This window comes from Paenibacillus sp. JJ1722, assembly GCF_048282685.1.
In the GTDB taxonomy this organism is placed as follows: Bacteria; Bacillota; Bacilli; order Paenibacillales; family Paenibacillaceae; genus Paenibacillus; species Paenibacillus polymyxa_B.
Genome location: NZ_CP182500.1, coordinates 3,117,371 through 3,135,133, shown reverse-complemented (window position 1 = coordinate 3,135,133; position 17,763 = coordinate 3,117,371). Strand labels below are relative to the sequence as shown.

General features: G+C 41.6%; 15 protein-coding genes and 1 pseudogene. 10 read left to right on the top strand and 6 right to left on the bottom strand.

Translation table 11 applies throughout. From position 1 onward, the window contains the following. The first annotated feature begins 86 nt into the window (after positions 1–86). From ACM1ND_RS13685 to ACM1ND_RS13665, 5 genes are all read left to right on the top strand, one after another. Positions 87–1,124, top strand: a complete 1,038-nt coding sequence (locus ACM1ND_RS13685; RefSeq protein WP_053325522.1) for an aldo/keto reductase — start codon at positions 87–89, stop codon at positions 1,122–1,124. A gap of 101 nt (positions 1,125–1,225) precedes the next feature. Then, the gene (locus ACM1ND_RS13680; protein WP_023988821.1) at positions 1,226–1,798 is read left to right on the top strand and encodes a TetR/AcrR family transcriptional regulator; all 573 of its coding nucleotides are present in this window, start codon (positions 1,226–1,228) and stop codon (positions 1,796–1,798) included. A 310-nt stretch (positions 1,799–2,108) separates the two neighbouring features. Then, a complete protein-coding gene (locus ACM1ND_RS13675) occupies positions 2,109–2,861 on the top strand; it encodes an SDR family NAD(P)-dependent oxidoreductase (RefSeq protein ID WP_418026155.1) in 753 nt (250 codons plus the stop codon). Between the two features lie 47 nt (positions 2,862–2,908). Further along, on the top strand, positions 2,909–3,988 hold the full coding sequence (locus tag ACM1ND_RS13670) for an alkene reductase (protein ID WP_053325520.1): 1,080 nt from the start codon (positions 2,909–2,911) through the stop codon (positions 3,986–3,988). Positions 3,989–4,166: 178 nt separating this feature from the next. Next, positions 4,167–5,165, top strand: a complete 999-nt coding sequence (locus ACM1ND_RS13665) for an NADP-dependent oxidoreductase (protein ID WP_341057689.1) — start codon at positions 4,167–4,169, stop codon at positions 5,163–5,165. A gap of 301 nt (positions 5,166–5,466) precedes the next feature. Here ACM1ND_RS13665 and ACM1ND_RS13660 read toward each other — a convergent pair whose 3' ends face one another. Further along, positions 5,467–7,074, bottom strand: coding sequence for a mannitol dehydrogenase family protein (locus tag ACM1ND_RS13660; protein WP_418026154.1), 1,608 nt, complete (start codon positions 7,072–7,074; stop codon positions 5,467–5,469). Then, complete coding sequence (uxuA, locus tag ACM1ND_RS13655) at positions 7,075–8,151, bottom strand: mannonate dehydratase (protein WP_028541609.1); 1,077 nt, start codon at positions 8,149–8,151, stop codon at positions 7,075–7,077. 160 nt (positions 8,152–8,311) lie between these two features. On the opposite strand from uxuA, the gene ACM1ND_RS13650 reads away from it, so the two are divergent. From ACM1ND_RS13650 to ppsA, 3 genes are all read left to right on the top strand, one after another. Next, the gene (locus ACM1ND_RS13650; RefSeq protein ID WP_418026151.1) at positions 8,312–8,965 is read left to right on the top strand and encodes a GntR family transcriptional regulator; all 654 of its coding nucleotides are present in this window, start codon (positions 8,312–8,314) and stop codon (positions 8,963–8,965) included. A gap of 121 nt (positions 8,966–9,086) precedes the next feature. Further along, positions 9,087–9,398 carry a hypothetical protein gene (locus tag ACM1ND_RS13645; protein WP_418026149.1) on the top strand — a complete coding sequence of 104 codons (312 nt, stop codon included), beginning with the start codon at positions 9,087–9,089 and terminating at the stop codon, positions 9,396–9,398. A 619-nt stretch (positions 9,399–10,017) separates the two neighbouring features. Beyond that, positions 10,018–12,630 (top strand): phosphoenolpyruvate synthase, encoded by a 2,613-nt coding sequence (gene ppsA, locus ACM1ND_RS13640; RefSeq protein WP_418026147.1) that lies wholly within the window; start codon positions 10,018–10,020, stop codon positions 12,628–12,630. A gap of 269 nt (positions 12,631–12,899) precedes the next feature. On the opposite strand, the pseudogene ACM1ND_RS13635 reads toward ppsA, so the two are convergent. Continuing rightward, positions 12,900–13,340 (bottom strand): annotated as a pseudogene (locus ACM1ND_RS13635) (LLM class flavin-dependent oxidoreductase); the annotation flags it as partial. 221 nt (positions 13,341–13,561) lie between these two features. Here ACM1ND_RS13635 and ACM1ND_RS13630 point away from each other — a divergent pair. Continuing rightward, positions 13,562–13,783 carry a hypothetical protein gene (locus ACM1ND_RS13630; protein ID WP_025723218.1) on the top strand — a complete coding sequence of 74 codons (222 nt, stop codon included), beginning with the start codon at positions 13,562–13,564 and terminating at the stop codon, positions 13,781–13,783. A 129-nt stretch (positions 13,784–13,912) separates the two neighbouring features. Here the strand turns inward: ACM1ND_RS13630 and ACM1ND_RS13625 are convergent, their stop codons facing one another. Further along, positions 13,913–14,326: a MerR family transcriptional regulator gene (locus ACM1ND_RS13625; protein WP_068938818.1), complete on the bottom strand. Its 414-nt coding sequence runs from the start codon at positions 14,324–14,326 to the stop codon at positions 13,913–13,915. A 630-nt stretch (positions 14,327–14,956) separates the two neighbouring features. Beyond that, positions 14,957–15,952, bottom strand: coding sequence for an aldo/keto reductase (locus ACM1ND_RS13620; protein WP_025723219.1), 996 nt, complete (start codon positions 15,950–15,952; stop codon positions 14,957–14,959). A gap of 232 nt (positions 15,953–16,184) precedes the next feature. Between ACM1ND_RS13620 and ACM1ND_RS13615 the strand changes: the two genes are divergently transcribed. Further along, positions 16,185–16,844, top strand: a complete 660-nt coding sequence (locus ACM1ND_RS13615) for a TetR/AcrR family transcriptional regulator (RefSeq protein ID WP_025723220.1) — start codon at positions 16,185–16,187, stop codon at positions 16,842–16,844. A gap of 244 nt (positions 16,845–17,088) precedes the next feature. Here the strand turns inward: ACM1ND_RS13615 and ACM1ND_RS13610 are convergent, their stop codons facing one another. Continuing rightward, positions 17,089–17,706: a TetR/AcrR family transcriptional regulator gene (locus tag ACM1ND_RS13610; RefSeq protein ID WP_028541605.1), complete on the bottom strand. Its 618-nt coding sequence runs from the start codon at positions 17,704–17,706 to the stop codon at positions 17,089–17,091. Positions 17,707–17,763: the final 57 nt, after the last annotated feature.

Genomic DNA, 17,763 nt, shown 5'->3' with positions numbered 1-17,763 from the left:
GTGGTGTGAGATCTTGCCGTGGAGCTCTTCTACGCATGTTAGAATGATCATTCTTATTTTAAAAGATGGAGAAGGGATGGATTGACATGGAATATCGTGTGTTAGGAAATACAGGCCTTAAAATAAGCAGTTTTGTATTAGGTACAGGTACTTTTGGTTTTTGGGGGAACAATACGGAGAAAGAAGCTGCAGTCATGTTGGATGAGGCTTTGGCTGGAGGCATTAATCTGATCGATACAGCGGATGTCTATTCAAGTGGTCAATCCGAAGAAATTCTAGGTCAAATCCTAAAAGGACGCAGACAGGATGTTATTCTGGCCACGAAAGGCGGAATGCCCATGGGCAGTGGGCTTAATCAATCCGGTAACTCGAAATATTGGATTAAGCGTGCAGTAGAGGGTAGCTTGAGAAGGTTGCAAACGGATTATATCGATTTGTATCAACTACATCAGCCGGATCTCCATACTGACATTGAAGAGAGTCTTGACGCACTTACGGACCTGGTTCGTGAAGGGAAGATTCGCTATATTGGTACATCCAATTTTCAGGCATGGCAAGTGACCGAAGCACAATGGACTAGCGAACGCAAAAATACCGCACGCTTTGTATCCGAGCAAGCCCCGTATTCCATATTGAATCGAAGTATCGAATTCGATTTGCTTGCTGCAACCGCTAAATACGGAATGGGTGTAATGGTTTGGAGCCCACTTTCGGGTGGTCTACTAACGGGAAAATACCGCTCGGGAGAAGCTGTTGCCCCAGATTCAAGAGCAGCAAGTTCTCTAGGGAAACTTTCAACTGTTGTAGATCCGAATCGAGAAGAAAATCGCATCAAGTTCGAAGCCGTTGCTAAGCTCCAAACCCTTGCAGGTGAAGCAGGATTAACTTTGCCTCATCTTGCCATGGCATTTACACAAGCTCATTCGTCAATTACTTCTGCTATAGTGGGGGCAAGAACAATTGAGCAACTTCGTGAAACGTTAAAAGGCAGCGACATCCGATTAAGCACTGATATCCTGGATGCGATAGATGCTATCGTTCCGCCAGGAGTAACCCTGGATGCCCTGGAAAAAGGATGGACGCCTGATTGGTTACAAGCAGACAAACGAAGAATCCTGGGTTAAATATGTAAGACAGACCTCATACCTGTAATGTATTCACTTATTTTAAATCTAGTTTGCCGATCCTTCACTAAATTGTATAATGATTATTCGAGGTGATGACGATGGCAAGATCAAAAGAATTTGAAGTTAATGAAGTATTAGATAAAGCAATACACCTATTTTGGGCACAAGGATATGAGAAAACCTCAATGCAAGATTTGGTTGAGTTTATGGGCATTCACCGAAGAAGTATCTATGATACCTTTGGGGATAAGCATGCCTTATTTATGAAAGCTCTCGAACGATATGAAACGAAGCAGACCAGCAAAATGAGGTTTCTGATTGAAAAACAAAAACCGATCAAAGAATTAATTCGGGAGTTGTTTGAGGCGACAGTAAGAAATGAAGGAGAACCTCTAGGGTGTTTTCTCGTGAATTCAGGCGTGGAACTCGGCGTGTTGGATCCAGAAGTTGCATCCTTAGTTGATGAGAGTTATTCGCGAACTGAGGAACTCTTGACTAACCTTGTTCTGAAGGGTCAACAATCGGGTGAGTTCAAGAATGACTTGGATCCTGTAGTTATTTCTCATTATTTAATGAATGCGTGGTTGGGGCTACGTACGTTGGTTAAGACAACAACGGATCAGCAAAAATTAAAGAATATTATTGATATGACACTGACCGCTTTGGATTAAAAGTGGAATTACAGCATGACAGGCAAAAGGAGTCACCTAAATGGAGGACTGTTTGTTTCCTTGATACAAGTTTTTTCTTGTCCCTCTAACGAAAGAAAGAACTTGTATCTCATGCCTCACACAAGTCAAAGAATACCGCTCCAAAATTAAAATCTTAGTCATAAAAAAAATCTTTACTGTTCGTTCTAAAATTGATATGCTAATAGCAAGTTAGATCTAACTGTTTTTTCACCCTAATAAGAATGATCGTTCTAAAATCGTCTTTAAAACTCATTTACACTAATCTGCATGTTATGAAGGAGAGAATATTATGAAGTATACAGTTATTACAGGAGCAAGCTCAGGGATTGGATATGCAACGGCATTGGCGTTTGCTGCACGTGGCAAAAACTTAATCTTGGTAGCTAGAAGATTGGATAAATTAGAAGAACTTAAATCAGCAATTCTGGATATGGATCCTACTATAAATGTTATTGTTCGTACAAGTGACCTGTCTGTTACAGATCAGGCCTACACACTATATAACAATTTAAAGGAATACCAAATTGAGACCTGGATTAACAATGCGGGGCTCGGTGAAGCTTCTTTTATAGCAGAACAGAATTTAGATAAAGTTGAAACTATGCTACGTGTTAACATTGAAACCTTGACGATCCTTTCTACACTATATGTACGAGATTATGCTGATGTAGAAGGAACTCAGCTAATTAACGTCTCATCCGCACTCGGATATGCCATTGCTGTTGGGAGTGTTGCTTATTCTGCATCTAAATATTACGTTAGTGCCTTCACAGAAGGGCTTGCAAAAGAACTAGAAATGAAAGGTGCAAAACTAAAAGCTAAGGTTTTAGCACCAGCTATAACAGAAACGGAATTCGTTAAGAAATCATTAGATACTGAAGAATTTGATTACAAAGCAAACATGCCTAAGTACCACACTGCCAAACAAATGGCGGGCTTCATGTTGGATCTTTATGATAGCAACGAGGTGGTAGGGATTGTAGACCAGAACTATGATTTCAATCTGAGAGGCGAAATCTATCCAATCATTTCAGAATTTTAAATTCAATTCATATATCCTTGAATACATTAAAAGAGGAGAGTATCCGAATGAAAAAATTGTGGAGTAAAACAAACATTGGAACAATGGAATTACCTCATCGTTTAGCAATGGCACCAATGACACGTAGTAGATCGCAAGAAGATGGTACACCGGGAGAGCTAACTTCCCTTTATTATGCTCAACGAGCGTCAATGGGACTCATTATTACTGAGGGTGTACAGCCTTCTGATGATGGGCAAGGTTACTTATGGTCACCTGGGATCTATACGGATAAACATATTGAAGGATGGAAAAAGGTTACAGATGCAGTGCATAAAGCAGGTGGATATATGTATATCCAATTAATGCATGCTGGTCGCATGTCGCACCCTGATAATACACCACATCATCGCCAACCTGTTGCGCCATCTGCAATCGCGCCCGGTGTAGAAATGTTTACTGCTAAAGGTATGCAGGACATTCCCGTTCCTCGTGAGTTAAGTGAAGAGGACATTCAAACGACCATTGCTGATTTCCGGAAAGCAGCAGTAGCGGCTATTAAAGCAGGTGCGGATGGCGTTGAAATTCATGGAGCCAATGGTTATCTGATTAATCAATTTATTGGAGAAAATTCGAATACACGGACGGATGAATATGGGGGATCTATAGAAAATCGTGCTCGCTTCGCGATTGAAGTAACGAAAGCCATAGTCGAAGAAATTGGAGCAGAAAGAACAGGCTTCCGTATCTCGCCAGGGACACCTCTTGGTGGGATTCAAGATGGTGAACAAGGTCCTGAACTTTATCGTTATCTTGTAAAGGAATTAGCTCAATTGGATTTAGCTTACCTTCATGTCATGCATCTTGGAAATGAAAAGCTGCTCCAAGACATTCGCTCAATCTGGACGAATCCATTGTTAGTCAATCGTGCTGGACGAGCTCTGGAAGATCTTAGCGTGGATATAGATCGTGGCCTTGCTGATCTGGTGCCCGTTGGTGTGTGGTCATTAGCCAATCCAGATTTAGTGGAACGACTTCAAAAAGGTGCGCCATTGAACGAAGCAGATCCGACAACATTCTTTGGTCTGGGAAGCAAAGGTTACACGGATTATCCTACGATGGAAGAATTAGAATCCCAAGAGGGGTAACAATAGTGAATATGGTAAATCATGGCGTGCGACTGAAAGTTGTACGCCATGATTTATCTACTCTACCTTGATTTTATTAGCCAAGAACTAAATATTTATTTTGATCCACCTACACTCGTAACTAGTGATTGCATTCATGGTGTGCTACCCCAAAATTAGCAAAGGAAGAGGATGAATCATGAGAGCAGCACAAATACAGAAATATTCAAAAAAAATCCAAGTGGAATTAAATGATGTTAACATACCACAGATCAATAGCCATGAGGTTCTTGTCAAAGTAAAAGCTGCAGGTGTAAATCCACTGGACATTCTTAATCTGAATGGCAGTGTTCGGATGATTGCTGACTATAAGTTGCCATTAACTTTAGGGAATGAACTATCCGGCATTATTGAAGCCGTTGGTGATGATGTTTTGAATTTTAAGGTTGGTGACCCTGTTTATACGAGGTTGCCGCTTAATAAAATCGGTGCTTTTGCTGAGTATGCGGCCGTAAATGAAGATGCTTTATCCATCATACCTGAAAATCTATCTTTTATTGAAGCTGCTGCGGTACCCCTTACTGCCTTGACTGCTTATCAAGCATTGCACGATGTACTCCATGCCCAGCCGAATAGAAAGCTATTCATTCCTGGAGGAACCGGAGGATTTGGCGCTATGGCAATTCCCATTGCCAAATCAATGGGATTACATGTTATTACAAGTGGAAGTGAAAGAGGCAGATCACGTACACTGTCGATCGGGGCTGATCAATTCATAAATTATAAGGCAGAGAATTATGCTAACATACTGTCCGATATCGATTATGTGATCGACACCTTGGGTGCCAAAGAGATCAAAGCTGAACTGGGCATTTTAAAACCACAAGGGAAATTGGTATCATTGAAAGCCGGACCTAATTATCGCTTTGCGGTTGACAATCATTTTCCGTTGTGGAAAAAAGCATTGTTTGGTCTAGTGGGTGCTCGCTTAGATTCTTTAGCACGTAAGAATCAAAATGAATATCGCTTTTTATTTGTGCAAGCCAATGGAAGTCAATTACAAGAAATCACTAAACTTGTTGAAAAAGAAAATATAAAGCCCTCTATAGATTCAACTTATACGTTTGGTGACATTAACAAGGCGCTGATTAAAGTGTCGACGGGCCACTCCCAAGGCAAAGTAATTGTGACCTTCTAAATAATAAGCAACTTATGTGATGTTGCTTGCGTGTTCTGAGAATAAACAAATTATACTGTAGGCCGAAGTAAGCACATCTAATATTACAAACGCCGTTCCGAGATGACCTAAATAAACGATTATTGCTGGAAACGTAACAACAGGTGAAGCGACACGGGATTTAATATTACTTTGTGAATCCAAAAAAGGGGAGAAGAACAGATACTTAGTCATGTGGATGTTGATTATTTAAAGAATTGGTTCTCATTAACGCATCCCCCTGACCAAAGTTTCTGGCAGAAGGATTGCATTAATGTAAGTTCTAGTTCACATACTTCTCTATCGTGCTTCGGACTGCACCAGGACCTGCCAGCATCTCATGAAACATGGCTTCAATCTTGTCGCCCAGACCAATCTCATATAATCGGACACCGAACAGTTTGTCATCCTCGAGAAGGCAGCGAATCTCGGAGGTCTGATCGCCCAGCTTCGTGTTCTGCAAATATCCTTGCAATGAATCCAGTAATGGGTCCGGGCTGAGTGTGAAGGGTGCTCCTTGATCATCCACTCCCAGCAAATAGCGACACCAGATCGCAATGGTCAAGGGAATAGCAGTCAAGTTCGCAGGATCAAGTCCTGCTGTGCTAGCATAAGACTTTATGGTTTCACCAAAACGGATGCTCATCTTTTGAGAGGTATCTGTGGCAATCCGCTGAGGCGTATCCGGAATATAGGGATTGGCGAAGCGTTCCTGCAATACCTCGTCAATAAATGGTTTCGGTTGGATAATACCGGGATCAACTACAACAGGCAAACCTTCCTTGTAGCCAATGGTTTCCACCAGACGACGCAATGTGTGATCCCTCATTTCATCTGCAATAAGCTCATACCCAAGCAGACACCCAGCTAGGGCCAGCGCTGTATGCAGCGGATTGAGACAGGTAGTGACTTTCATCTTTTCCACTTTGTCCACCGTATCCCGATTCGTGAAGATGATGCCAGCTTCCTCCAGTGCAGGTCTCCCGTTCGTAAACTTGTCTTCAATGACCAAATACTCGCTAACCTCAGCATTGACAAAGGGAGCCGTATACGTATGCCTTGAGGTAACGATCATCTCCATGTCGGCTAACCCCAGCTCCCGAAGAGCAGACTGTACTTGCAAGGAAGGGCGGGGGGTGATTTTGTCAATCATGGTCAGGGGGAAGGTTATTTTCTCCTCATTCTGCAGATAGTCTGCAAATCCTTCCTCTACCAGGCCTCTGCGAGTCCACTCCTTGGCGATAGCAATCATACTATCCTTTAACAGATCGCCGTTATGGGAGCAATTATCCATGCTCACAAAGGTCATTGGATGCTGCCCCTTCAGATAACGCCGATAGGCAAGCGAAGTAGCTATGCTCATCACATGCATCGGCTGTTCAGGACCATTCGTCAAATCCCCCTCCACAACAGCCAGATACTTGCCGTCGGGCCCGGTCAGGGCGTATCCTTTTTCCGTGACAGTAAAGCTGGCCATCTGCAGGGACGGATTCTCAAATATTTCAATCAGACGGAGGTAATCGTCTGGACGATTTTGCTCTGCTGCGAGTCCCTCAACGATGCTTGCGACCACGCTCTTGTGAAATCTTCCGTCAGCACTCATCAACACCAGTAAGGTTAGATTGTCATAAGGCTTATAGACTTTGTCGATCATTTCAAAATCAAAGGCTTCGGCCGCAATAATACCTGTATCCGCTTTCAATTTATTCAGCAGTTGTTGCTGCGCGTTGGCTATCAACCCTCGAAAAATATTGCCTGCGCCGAAATGCACCCATTGTGGTCTAACTCGGGTGTTATTGGCTACAAGCTCCAGATCATATTTTGGCAGTTCGATGCCTGCTGCTCCCCAGGCCGCCTTTTCTGAAAGGCCTTTCCGGTCAAGTTGGAGCATTTATTTCACTCCTTTGCCTTGAGCGAGACTATCCCAGACACCCAGCAAGTACATAACTCCCAGTGCACGGTCATACAAACCGTAGCCTGGCCGACAATTCTTTTCTTCCCCCCATAGATGTCTGCCGTGATCCGGGCGTACATATCCCTGATAGCCGTTCTCGTAATAAGCTCTAACTACTTCCGGAACATCGACGCTTCCGTCCTTACCACGGTGTGACACTTCAATAAAGTCGCCATTCTCAAACACCTTGACATTACGAATATGAGCAAAATGAATACGATTATGAAACTCCCGAATCATGGCTGGCAAATCATTCTCAGGATTGCTCCCCAGTGAGCCTGTGCAGAAGGTTAGACCATTATATGGGCTGTTCACTGCATCTAGGATGCGCTGGATGGTCTCACGACTACGGACAATTCTCGGCAATCCGAAGATGGGCCATGCCGGATCATCAGGATGAATGGCCATCTTGATGTCAACCTCCTCGCAGACCGGGATGATGCGCTCAAGAAAATACTTCAGGTTGCCAAACAACTTGTCTTCTGTGACATCCGCGTAAGCAGCAAAAAGTTCATCCAGTCTCGCCAACCGCTCCGGTTCCCAGCCAGGCATGGTGAACTTTCCGGCTCCCTCGAGAATCCGATCCACCATTTGGCGTGGATCATCGGTAATGGCAGCCTTTTCATAAAAGAGGGCGTTGGACCCGTCAGGCAGTTCCTTATACAGTTCCGTTCTTGTCCAGTCAAAGACAGGCATAAAGTTATAGCAAATCACCTTGACTCCCACTTTGGCTAATTTTCGAATGGTGTCGATATAAATGTCAATATATTGATCGCGGGATGGCAGGCCGATTTTGATATCATCGTGGACATTTACACTTTCTACGACCGCCGTACTAAAGCCCTTGCTCGTAATCTGATCAGCTACCTCCTGAATTCGCTCCATTTCCCATACTTCACCGGCTACCTTATCATGTAAAGACCAGACAATGCCCATAACTCCCGGAATTTGCCGGATATGATCCAGTGTAATATTGTCGTTGTTTTCACCATACCATCTCCAGGTCATATTCATAACGATACCCTCCCTGATTGTATTTCGTTTGTCTTGTATACAAGATTGAGTTGATCATAAATTATAGGGTTTGTTCTTGTCAATGATAATTTCAGAGGGGTTCGTCAGCTCAAAATGCTTTATAATATAACTAGATTTATAAAGTAAAGGTAGGAATGATATGTTTACAAAAGAAGAAATCATGCAACTGTTGAAAAAAGATATTTTGTCACTGACCTTAAAGCCGGGTACTCTTCTCAGTGAGACGACCTTGTCAGAACGCTTCCAGCTGTCCAGAACTCCGCTACGCGATGTATTGAAGTGGCTTGCGCTTGAGTCCTACATTGATATTTATCCCAAGAAGGGGAACATTGTGTCCTATATTGATCTAGAGTCCGTTGAACAAATTATTTACTTAAGAAGCGCATTGGAAAAGGAGATTATGAAGGAGCTTTCTTCGCAAATTACATTAAGCGATGTACAGAAGTTGAGTGATATTCTAGTCAGACAGAGAGCTGTGATTGAAGAAGATCATGCTACGGATCAATTTCTCAGTCTGGATGATCAGTTTCACCAAACCATGTTCCAATTGGTGGGACGGGGGTTTCTTTGGCAGCTCATTCAGCAGTCGAATGTTCACTATATCAGATATCGCAAGCTGCATATGCTGGAAACAGGGAAGCTGATGGGCATCTGGCATGAGCACCAAGCTATGCTTGAATACATGCTGAATAAGGAAACAACCAAAATGGATGATCTGGTTCATCATCATCTCAGAGAGGATATCCATTCGCTCGATTTTCTCCGGAAGTTCGCTGATTATATCAAGAAATAAGACAGCTAGCTCAAATTAACATGTATGAATTTTAAAGTAGTGGGTAATTCATGGAGGCTGTTCTACAAGTTGAATATGTCGGTGATAGAGCGAGTAATAAACGCGAGACTGCAGCAAATTTATGGGCGGAAACGTGCCGGCCTGTGTCATTCCATTTTTGCTCGTGAGCATTGTTATTTACCGTCAGGCGGTGGTCATCCTCACAGGAGTTTGCAGCCTTGTATACATGTTTCAGGCCCCGAAGCAAACGGATATTAAGCAGTGGAAAAAGGTGGAGCTACTATATCAACAAGGATACGCTTACCACTCCTGCGGCTGCGGCGGCCCCGGGTACAGACCCTCCCGGCTGTCGGAGGTACCTGAATTTCTGGAGATACAGCGAACGTTTGAGAATAAGAGAGAGGCGCTGCTGTACCGACTTTTGCAGAGCTAGTTGACGCGGGCTTATAACAAACGTAAGTGAAAGTAAATTTGGCAATTGGAACAAACATATCCTGGATATATTAATACATATCACAGTGTTTCACAGTAAGTGTAAGCCAGGAATAGAGAATGAAATAAATTATCTTCTTTTTAGTTATCATAAAGAAGAGCCTATAGAATCACATGTGAGATGAAGTGAATTATAGAAACTTTCATGCTTTCCCATTTTCCCAAGTGCAAAGATGAACATGCCCGAAAAAAAATATAAGAGGTTCACTATACGCGCTTCGTTCGCTGAACTAACGGGCAGGTTAGCTCAATAAGAACCCGACGCAACTTCAGGGTTTCCTTAGGCTACATAGGAGCGATAGGGAACTATGCAGTAACTGAGTTCGGCTCGAGCCATGGTTTTTGATGTGACTAATGATAGCGGAAAATCAAAAAAGAACCTGGATAGTTTTATCAGGTTCTTTTATATTGCATATAAAACAGACACGATGATATAATCAGATTACGACTTCGTAAATTTTTAGGGACATAATTATTACATCTTACAATTTAACTTTACCATGCCGCTAAACTCTTGTCAAATGTTTTTTTCTCAATTTAATAGTTAGGAGAGATATTGAATGAGTTCTTTGGTTCTCGGTTTTCAGGAAATGGAAAAAACGCAGTTTTTGCTGGTTGGCGGAAAAGGGTTAAATTTAGGGGAATTATCAAAAATTGAAGGAATACCTGTACCAGAAGGTTTTTGTGTTACAACAGTGGGGTATCAAAAAGCCATCGAACAAAAAGAAACGTATTATGCATTGTTGGATCGACTAACAAGGCTAAAAGCAGAAGATCGTGCTCAAATTGGTGAAATCAGCAGGCAGATTCGACAAATCATTATGGAAGTAGAAGTTCCTGCCGATGTTGTGGAAGCAGTTACTCACTATCTCTCCCGGTTTGGAGAAGAACATGCTTACGCAGTGCGTTCCAGTGCGACTGCTGAAGATTTGCCACATGCCTCTTTTGCTGGTCAACAAGACACCTATTTAAATATCATCGGCAAAGAAGCAATCTTGCAGCATATCAGCAAATGTTGGGCTTCCCTATTTACTGATCGCGCGGTTATCTATCGTATGCAAAATGGATTTGACCACAGTCAAGTTTATTTATCCGTTATCGTTCAAAGGATGGTTTTCCCGCAGGCTTCAGGAATTTTATTTACCGCTGATCCGATTACATCCAACCGGAAGCTGCTATCGATCGAAGCTAGTTTTGGACTTGGAGAAGCACTGGTCTCTGGCTTGGTCTCTGCCGATTGTTATAAAGTACAGGAAGGGGAAATCGTCGATAAGAGGATAGCAACCAAAGAATTGGCTGTCTATAGACGAAGAGAAGGCGGAACAGAGACCCGGCAGATCGACCCCGATCAGCAAAAGACTCAAACCCTTACTGAACAACAAATTTTACAACTGGCACGCATGGGAAGACAGATCGAAGCTTATTTTGGCTATCCACAAGATATCGAATGGTGTTTGGCCCATGATACTTTTTATATTGTCCAGAGTCGTCCAATCACGACTTTATACCCGATCCCTGAAGCAAATGATCAGGAAAATCACGTTTATGTATCTGTCGGTCATCAACAAATGATGACTGACCCGATAAAACCATTGGGATTGTCTTTTTACCTGTTAATAACTCCTGCACCCATGCGTATAGCCGGTGGAAGGTTGTTTGTTGATGTTACACATATGCTGGCTTCACCTGTCAGCAGAGAAACTTTCTTAAATACCCTGGGACAATCTGATCCGCTCATAAAAGACGCATTTATGACCCTAATAGAGCGAGATTTTATAAAATCGTTACCAGATGATAGAACAGAACGGAGTCCCGGTAATATCAGTAAAGGTAGGTCGTCTGCAGGTTTTCAAGCACAAATCGAAAACGATCCGGCAATCGTTTCTGATTTGATTAAGAACAGTCAAACATCGATAGAAGAATTAAAACAAAACATCCAAACGAAATCAGGAGCAGATTTATTTGATTTTATTCTGGAAGATCTCCAAGAATTAAAGAAGATCTTATTTGACCCACAAAGTTCAAAGGTTTTTATGACTGCTATGAATGCTTCGTCATGGATCAATGAGAAAATGTACGAGTGGTTAGGTGAAAAAAACGCAGCAGATACGCTTTCTCAATCTGTACCAAACAACATTACTTCGGAAATGGGTCTGGCGCTATTGGATGTCGCAGATGCGATTCGTCCTTATCCGGAGGTAATTGATTATTTACAACATGTAAAAGATGATAATTTTTTGGATGAAATGGTTAAGTTGGATGGTGGACAGGAAACTCAAGACGCTATCTATGCTTATCTCAACAAATACGGAATGCGATGTGCCGGTGAAATCGATATTTCGAGAACTCGTTGGAGTGAAAAACCAATTATACTTGTCCCCATGATTCTCAGTAATATCAAAAACTTTGAGCCTAATGCTGGCAATTGGAAATTTGAGCAGGGGCGACAGGAGGCTTTGAAAAAAGAACAAGAGTTATTAGATCGATTGAAGCAATTACCGGATGGTGAACAAAAAGCCAAAGAAACAAAACGGATGATCGATCTGATCAGGAATTTTATCGGTTATCGTGAATATCCTAAATACGGCATGGTTAATCGCTACTTCGTTTATAAGCAGGCTTTACTAAAAGAAGCCGAACAACTCGTACAAGCTGGCATTATTCACGAAAAAGAAGATATATACGATCTCACTTTTGAAGAACTTCACGAAGTCGTACGCACAAATAAACTGGATTATCAGATCATCAGTAAACGAAAAGACGATTACAAATTATATGAAAAACTAACCCCCCCGCGTGTAATCACGTCTGATGGTGAAATCATTGCGGGTGAGTACAAACGAGAAAATCTCCCAGCCGAAGCGATTGTAGGGCTGCCTGTTTCTACCGGAGTTATAGAGGGACGAGCACGTGTCATCTTAAACATGGAAGATGCTGATCTGGAAGATGGAGATATATTAGTCACCGCCTGTACTGACCCCAGCTGGACACCATTGTTTGTATCCATAAAAGGCCTAGTCACCGAAGTTGGTGGACTGATGACTCATGGTGCCGTTATCGCACGTGAATATGGCTTACCCGCAGTTGTCGGAGTGGAGAATGCTACCAAACTGATAAAAGATGGGCAACGAATTCGTGTGCATGGAACAGAAGGGTATATCGAAATATTGTAATGGCTGAATACGCTAAGTAATAGCCTCTGTCATAATGGACGGCATTAAATGCAACCTGTCATGGATAAAAGGGCGGTTATCCTGTTCGTCCTTTTATCCATGACACAAAATGATTTATACATAGCTGACCCGATAATCTAAATCTCTTGTCCTTTACGGGAATAGGTACAAGTACTTTTCCTCGACTTGAGACAAGAACTTGTACCGTTAGAACAAAAAATCCGCTAAAATAGCGGCTTTTAATGTCTTGTTCTCGACAGTATCGGGTGTTAAATACCCAAATGTGCCCTCAGAGTCGAACCTGCATATTCGCTTCTGAACAAGCCTCTTTCAACCAACTGCGGCATCAGTTTTTCAAAAAATATTTTCATAGATTCTTCTGAACCGCCCGGAAGAGCTATAAATCCGTCAATAGCCCCAGCCTCAAAACGCTCAATAATATCATTCAATACGTCCTCAACCGTTCCAACGGAAACCCAATGAGCAGATCCGACGACCTCGGGTCTTGCCAACACATCTTCCACTGTAGGCTGATGGTTTATAATATACCGGCGCAAAAGCTCAGCATGTGTCCGGCTACGGACTGGGTGATTCGGATCGGGAAGCATATCGGCAGTTACGCGATGTTCCAAAGCAAAGCTGCTTAAATCAAGGCCAAGCACTGACTTGAGCAGTGCATGTCTGCGCTCCATACTCAAATGCGCATGTGCTCAGTAGCAGCTTCAAATAAGAAATGTTGAAATGCGTATTTCAGGTGGTAGAATACTTAAGGATATAGCCTATACAACGAAATTAACTCAGATGAACTCTCCTAATTTGAATAGATTTCAAATAGTTGAAATGGCCTGATTCTACTTTCAATTGTTTTCAAGAATAAAAAAAGAATTTTTCAGAAGTTTTCTTTAACTTTAAGCCAAGAAAATTTTATGATATGTTTGATGACAAACATTCGCTGTTTTTGCAGGCAATGGATCGTTACAGAGGTAAGGTCAGCAACACTTTACTCGCAGAAATTAAAGCGTCCAAGACAGCAGTGGAAGCACTGTATAAAATTTTCGAAGTTATGATCAGTGAGGTAGAGGACACGCCATCAGGTTACTTAATCGTAAACTCTGCGGTGGAGCTGGGCGCACTGAAGCTTTTGGAAACATGATGCAGCTACTTCTACAAGTAATAGAATGAGCATTCCTGAAGTGCTATTCAATATGGTGAGCAGAGACTTACCAAAAAAGTAGCTTGGAATCCGTTAAAGGATTTCAAGCTACTTTTTTTGTGCGTGCCATCAATTGGTGAGGGCATTTTCTATCGATTTAATTTTGTGAATCTCTTCGGTTCCAACTTCCAAAGCAGTTTCGTAGTAAGAACATTTGTGCTCAAAGACTTCCATGGTTCTTCGTAGTTCCTCCATTTGTCCTTCCACAATAGCTTTTCGCTCCGTAAACATGTCATATCTTTGCTTCAGTGTGGAGTCCCCTTCAGAACACCATTCAACGAAGTCCTTAATGTCTTTAATAGACACCCCAGTCAGTTTCAGACATTGAATGATCTTAAGAAAGTCAATGTCGGAGTCTTTGAACAAGCGTGTTCCGCTCGTGGTACGTTCTACAAAAGGCATGAGTCCTTCCTTGTCGTAGTAACGCAATGTATATACCGTAAGGTCTAATTTTTTAGCAACTTCACTGATTGAATAGGTCATGTACAATGAATTCCTTTCTACTAGGAGTATACTTCGGGTTAACTCTAGGATTGATCCGAGTGAATTCTACCATGCTATAAATGCATGTCAAAGTGCATCGAAGATAAAAAATAAGATAAACATTTGACCTAGAGTTAACTAGAGGGGGGCGCTTGAATTATCCATTCGTTCCTGGACACGAGATTGCCGGGATTGTAACGGATGTATGAACCCTTCTGGGGTGAAATGTGATAACTGCCTCAAAGGAAATATTCCTACCTACGATGGGGCAGACATTTACGGTGAGCCTACACAAGGTGGATAGTTCTACCCATATATGATCTCTACACACACTGGCCGTAAAGAGTACAATGGTTAATCAAAAACGAAGAAGCCCATAAAGCGAATGATTGCAGATGCATTCAAGGGTATTCGCGCAAAGAAACTTTTTGTCCTTTCGGCGTGATCTTAGCAGCAGTACTTTCCCACGTAGATTACTGAAAAGCATCGAAAACATACACTAGAAATTATAGGTTTATTCAACAGAGCGATATAGAGTTTTAAGTGGTCAATTAAAAAAGCAGTTGACTATGAAGAAATTCTAGTCAACTGCTTTTTTATTTTATATTTAGTATTCTATAAACAAAATTATCAATCTCTTGTGAAATTCTCCAACACTCCAGCTGGATACCGGCTACCGGCTGATCCGTGTGGAAGGATCTCTTTGATACGTTGAAGATCAGCTTCTGTAAGATTGACGTTAGCAGCAGCAACGTTTTGCTCAACTCGCTTAGCACTTCGTGTACCCGGGATCGGAACGATATCTTCTCCCTGGGCGAGAAGCCAAGCCAGTGCCAATTCGGCTACAGAAATACCTTTGTTAGAAGCCAGTTCATTAAGTTGTTCTGTTGCTCGTAGATTGTAGATATAATTTTCGCCTTGCCAGCGCTCGTCGTAACGGCGCATATCGTCTTCCGCGTACTCTTGGGCTGGTTTAACAGCACCTGTCAGGAACCCTCTGCCTAAAGGAGCGTAAGGCACTAAACCTATGCCTAATTCATTCAAAGTCTCTCGTATATTGTTTTCCTCAATCTCGCGTTCAAATATGGAGTATTCAGTTTGAAGCATAGAAACCGGAGTAACAGCGTGAGCTTGACGAATTGTTTTTGAACCGGTGTTACTTAAACCGAAATATTTAACTTTGCCTTCTTTGATAAGATCTCCAACGACCCCAGCTACTTCCTCGATAGGAACATCAGGATCAGGGATATGCTGATAGAACACATCAATGTAATCAGTCTGCAGATAGCGAAGACTGTTCTCAGCTACCTTACGAATATTTTCTGGCCGGCTGTTAAAACGTGTTCCAATCTGCTCGGCCGTCATATCAAAACCGAATTTGGTAGCTAGTACTACCTTTTCACGAAAATCCTTTACAGCTTTACCCAGCAACTGTTCATTGTGACCATTTCCATATCCATATAATTCTGCTGTATCAAAAAAGTTAACTCCAAGCTCATAAGCTCGACGAATAGTTGCTATTGCTTCATCTTCATTTGAAGGACCGTATGCCATTGTCATCCCCATAGTACCTAAACCAATAGAAGAAACTTTTAAACCTTGTTGACCAAGACTTCGAGTTTGCATTTTTGTTCCTCCTTAAATAATTTTATCACCGAAGTGTTTAAAGCCTAGATTAAAAGGTATCCAATCTTAGCTCGTTCAATATGAATTTTCATCACTGTTATTCATAAGAACAAACACATAATATCATGAAAAATGAATAAAGCAAACAAAAAGTATTTAAAGTGTCTGTGTTGTTTAGTTTGTTTAAAATGATGATTATGAGCTATAATATAATTTATAAGGGGGCATTTAGATGGAACGGCAGATTGAAAGACAACATCAGATGAGGCAAAAACTTACTAATAGATTGTCAGCGCACGTTAGAAAATATGGGTTTCAAAGTTTAAAAATGGACGAAATTTCAAGGATTATGGATGTAAGCAGGGCGACTTTATATAAATATTTCTCTACCAAAGAAGATATTATTACGTTTCTTGTGAGTGCTTCTATCGAATACATCCACGAAATTATTGAAGATTCTGACGCTGATCAAGTATTTGTTCAGCGATTTCAGCAAACATTTGAACAAACAATCATATTAAAAGAGTTCATCACAGACATTTTCCTAAGGGATCTTGAAAGTAGTTATCCTGAGACCTATGAGTCCCTAAAAGAAGCTATGAAGCAACGAGTAGATCAGGAATTGGCTTTCTATGATGAAGGGATTAAAAGTGGGGTTTTTAATAAGATTGAGGGTAGACTTATCGTTATGCAAGATGAGATTCTAAATAATGTTTTAGATGTAAAGTACCTGATGGAGAACCAATTGACCGTGTATCAAGTGCTATTTGACTATTACAATCTAAAAAAAATTCAGTTGTTTAAACCTGATAAAATGAAAATGATAGATGACAACTTGATGATTCCTAGAATTGAGTATATGGCACAAAAGATTTCAAAAAACTTATATTAAACTTAGCAATTTAGAATAGGTATTAACCCCGCTAGTAAAAATATGAGATTGAAGGATTTCTCATCAGAAAAACTAAGTAACCTGTATATAAGTATAATGAGGTAAGAGGGGGAACATCGATTATAAGATGGGAAAAACCCGATTGTTCTTCATTTTTTATAAACAGAGTGCGTCTAAGACTAGAACGTAAAACAGACGAATACGAGGGACTCCCGTTATAGGAGATCACTCGTATTCGTCTGTTTTAGCGAGCATACTTATTTATTATCATATGTGCAGCCTCGTCCGCTATTTGAAAAGCCTGCTCTCGGGAGATACTGAAATCAAGCAGCAACATTTTGGGCCATAGCACCTGCCCAGCAATTATACTCATAAATTCGTTGGCCGTTTTTGCCGCATCCGGCAGGTTTATATTACCCAATTGAACTTCATCTAATAAATATTGCGTCAATTTCTGATGAACAGCACCTTCACCCAATTCATAATGAAAAAGACTGAGCTCGGGGAACTGCTTGGCCTCTGCAATGACGACCCGAAACAAAGGAGCCATTCCATCACGAGTCAGCACGCATGCGTAATCTCGTCCGAACTTAATTAATCCTTGCAAGGGAGAGCCTAGTACCGGTGGAAAGTCCCATTCGGGATCAAGTTCCCAAAAATGCTTGACGATGGTTTCGAAGATCAATTCCTTGGTCGGGAAATGATTGAACAATGTTCCTGTAGAGAGACCAGCAAGTTTTGCAATTTGAGCTAACGTGGTGCGCGCATACCCTTTTTCAAAAAACAGTTCTTCTGCAGCGGCAATAGCACATGCCCTTTTTTCTTCCTTTATACGTTCATGGTAAGTTGATTTTGTTCCCATATTTCCACTCCAAAGTTGGATTTAAGTCCTATCAGAGGGATAGCACCCTTTTCTCTA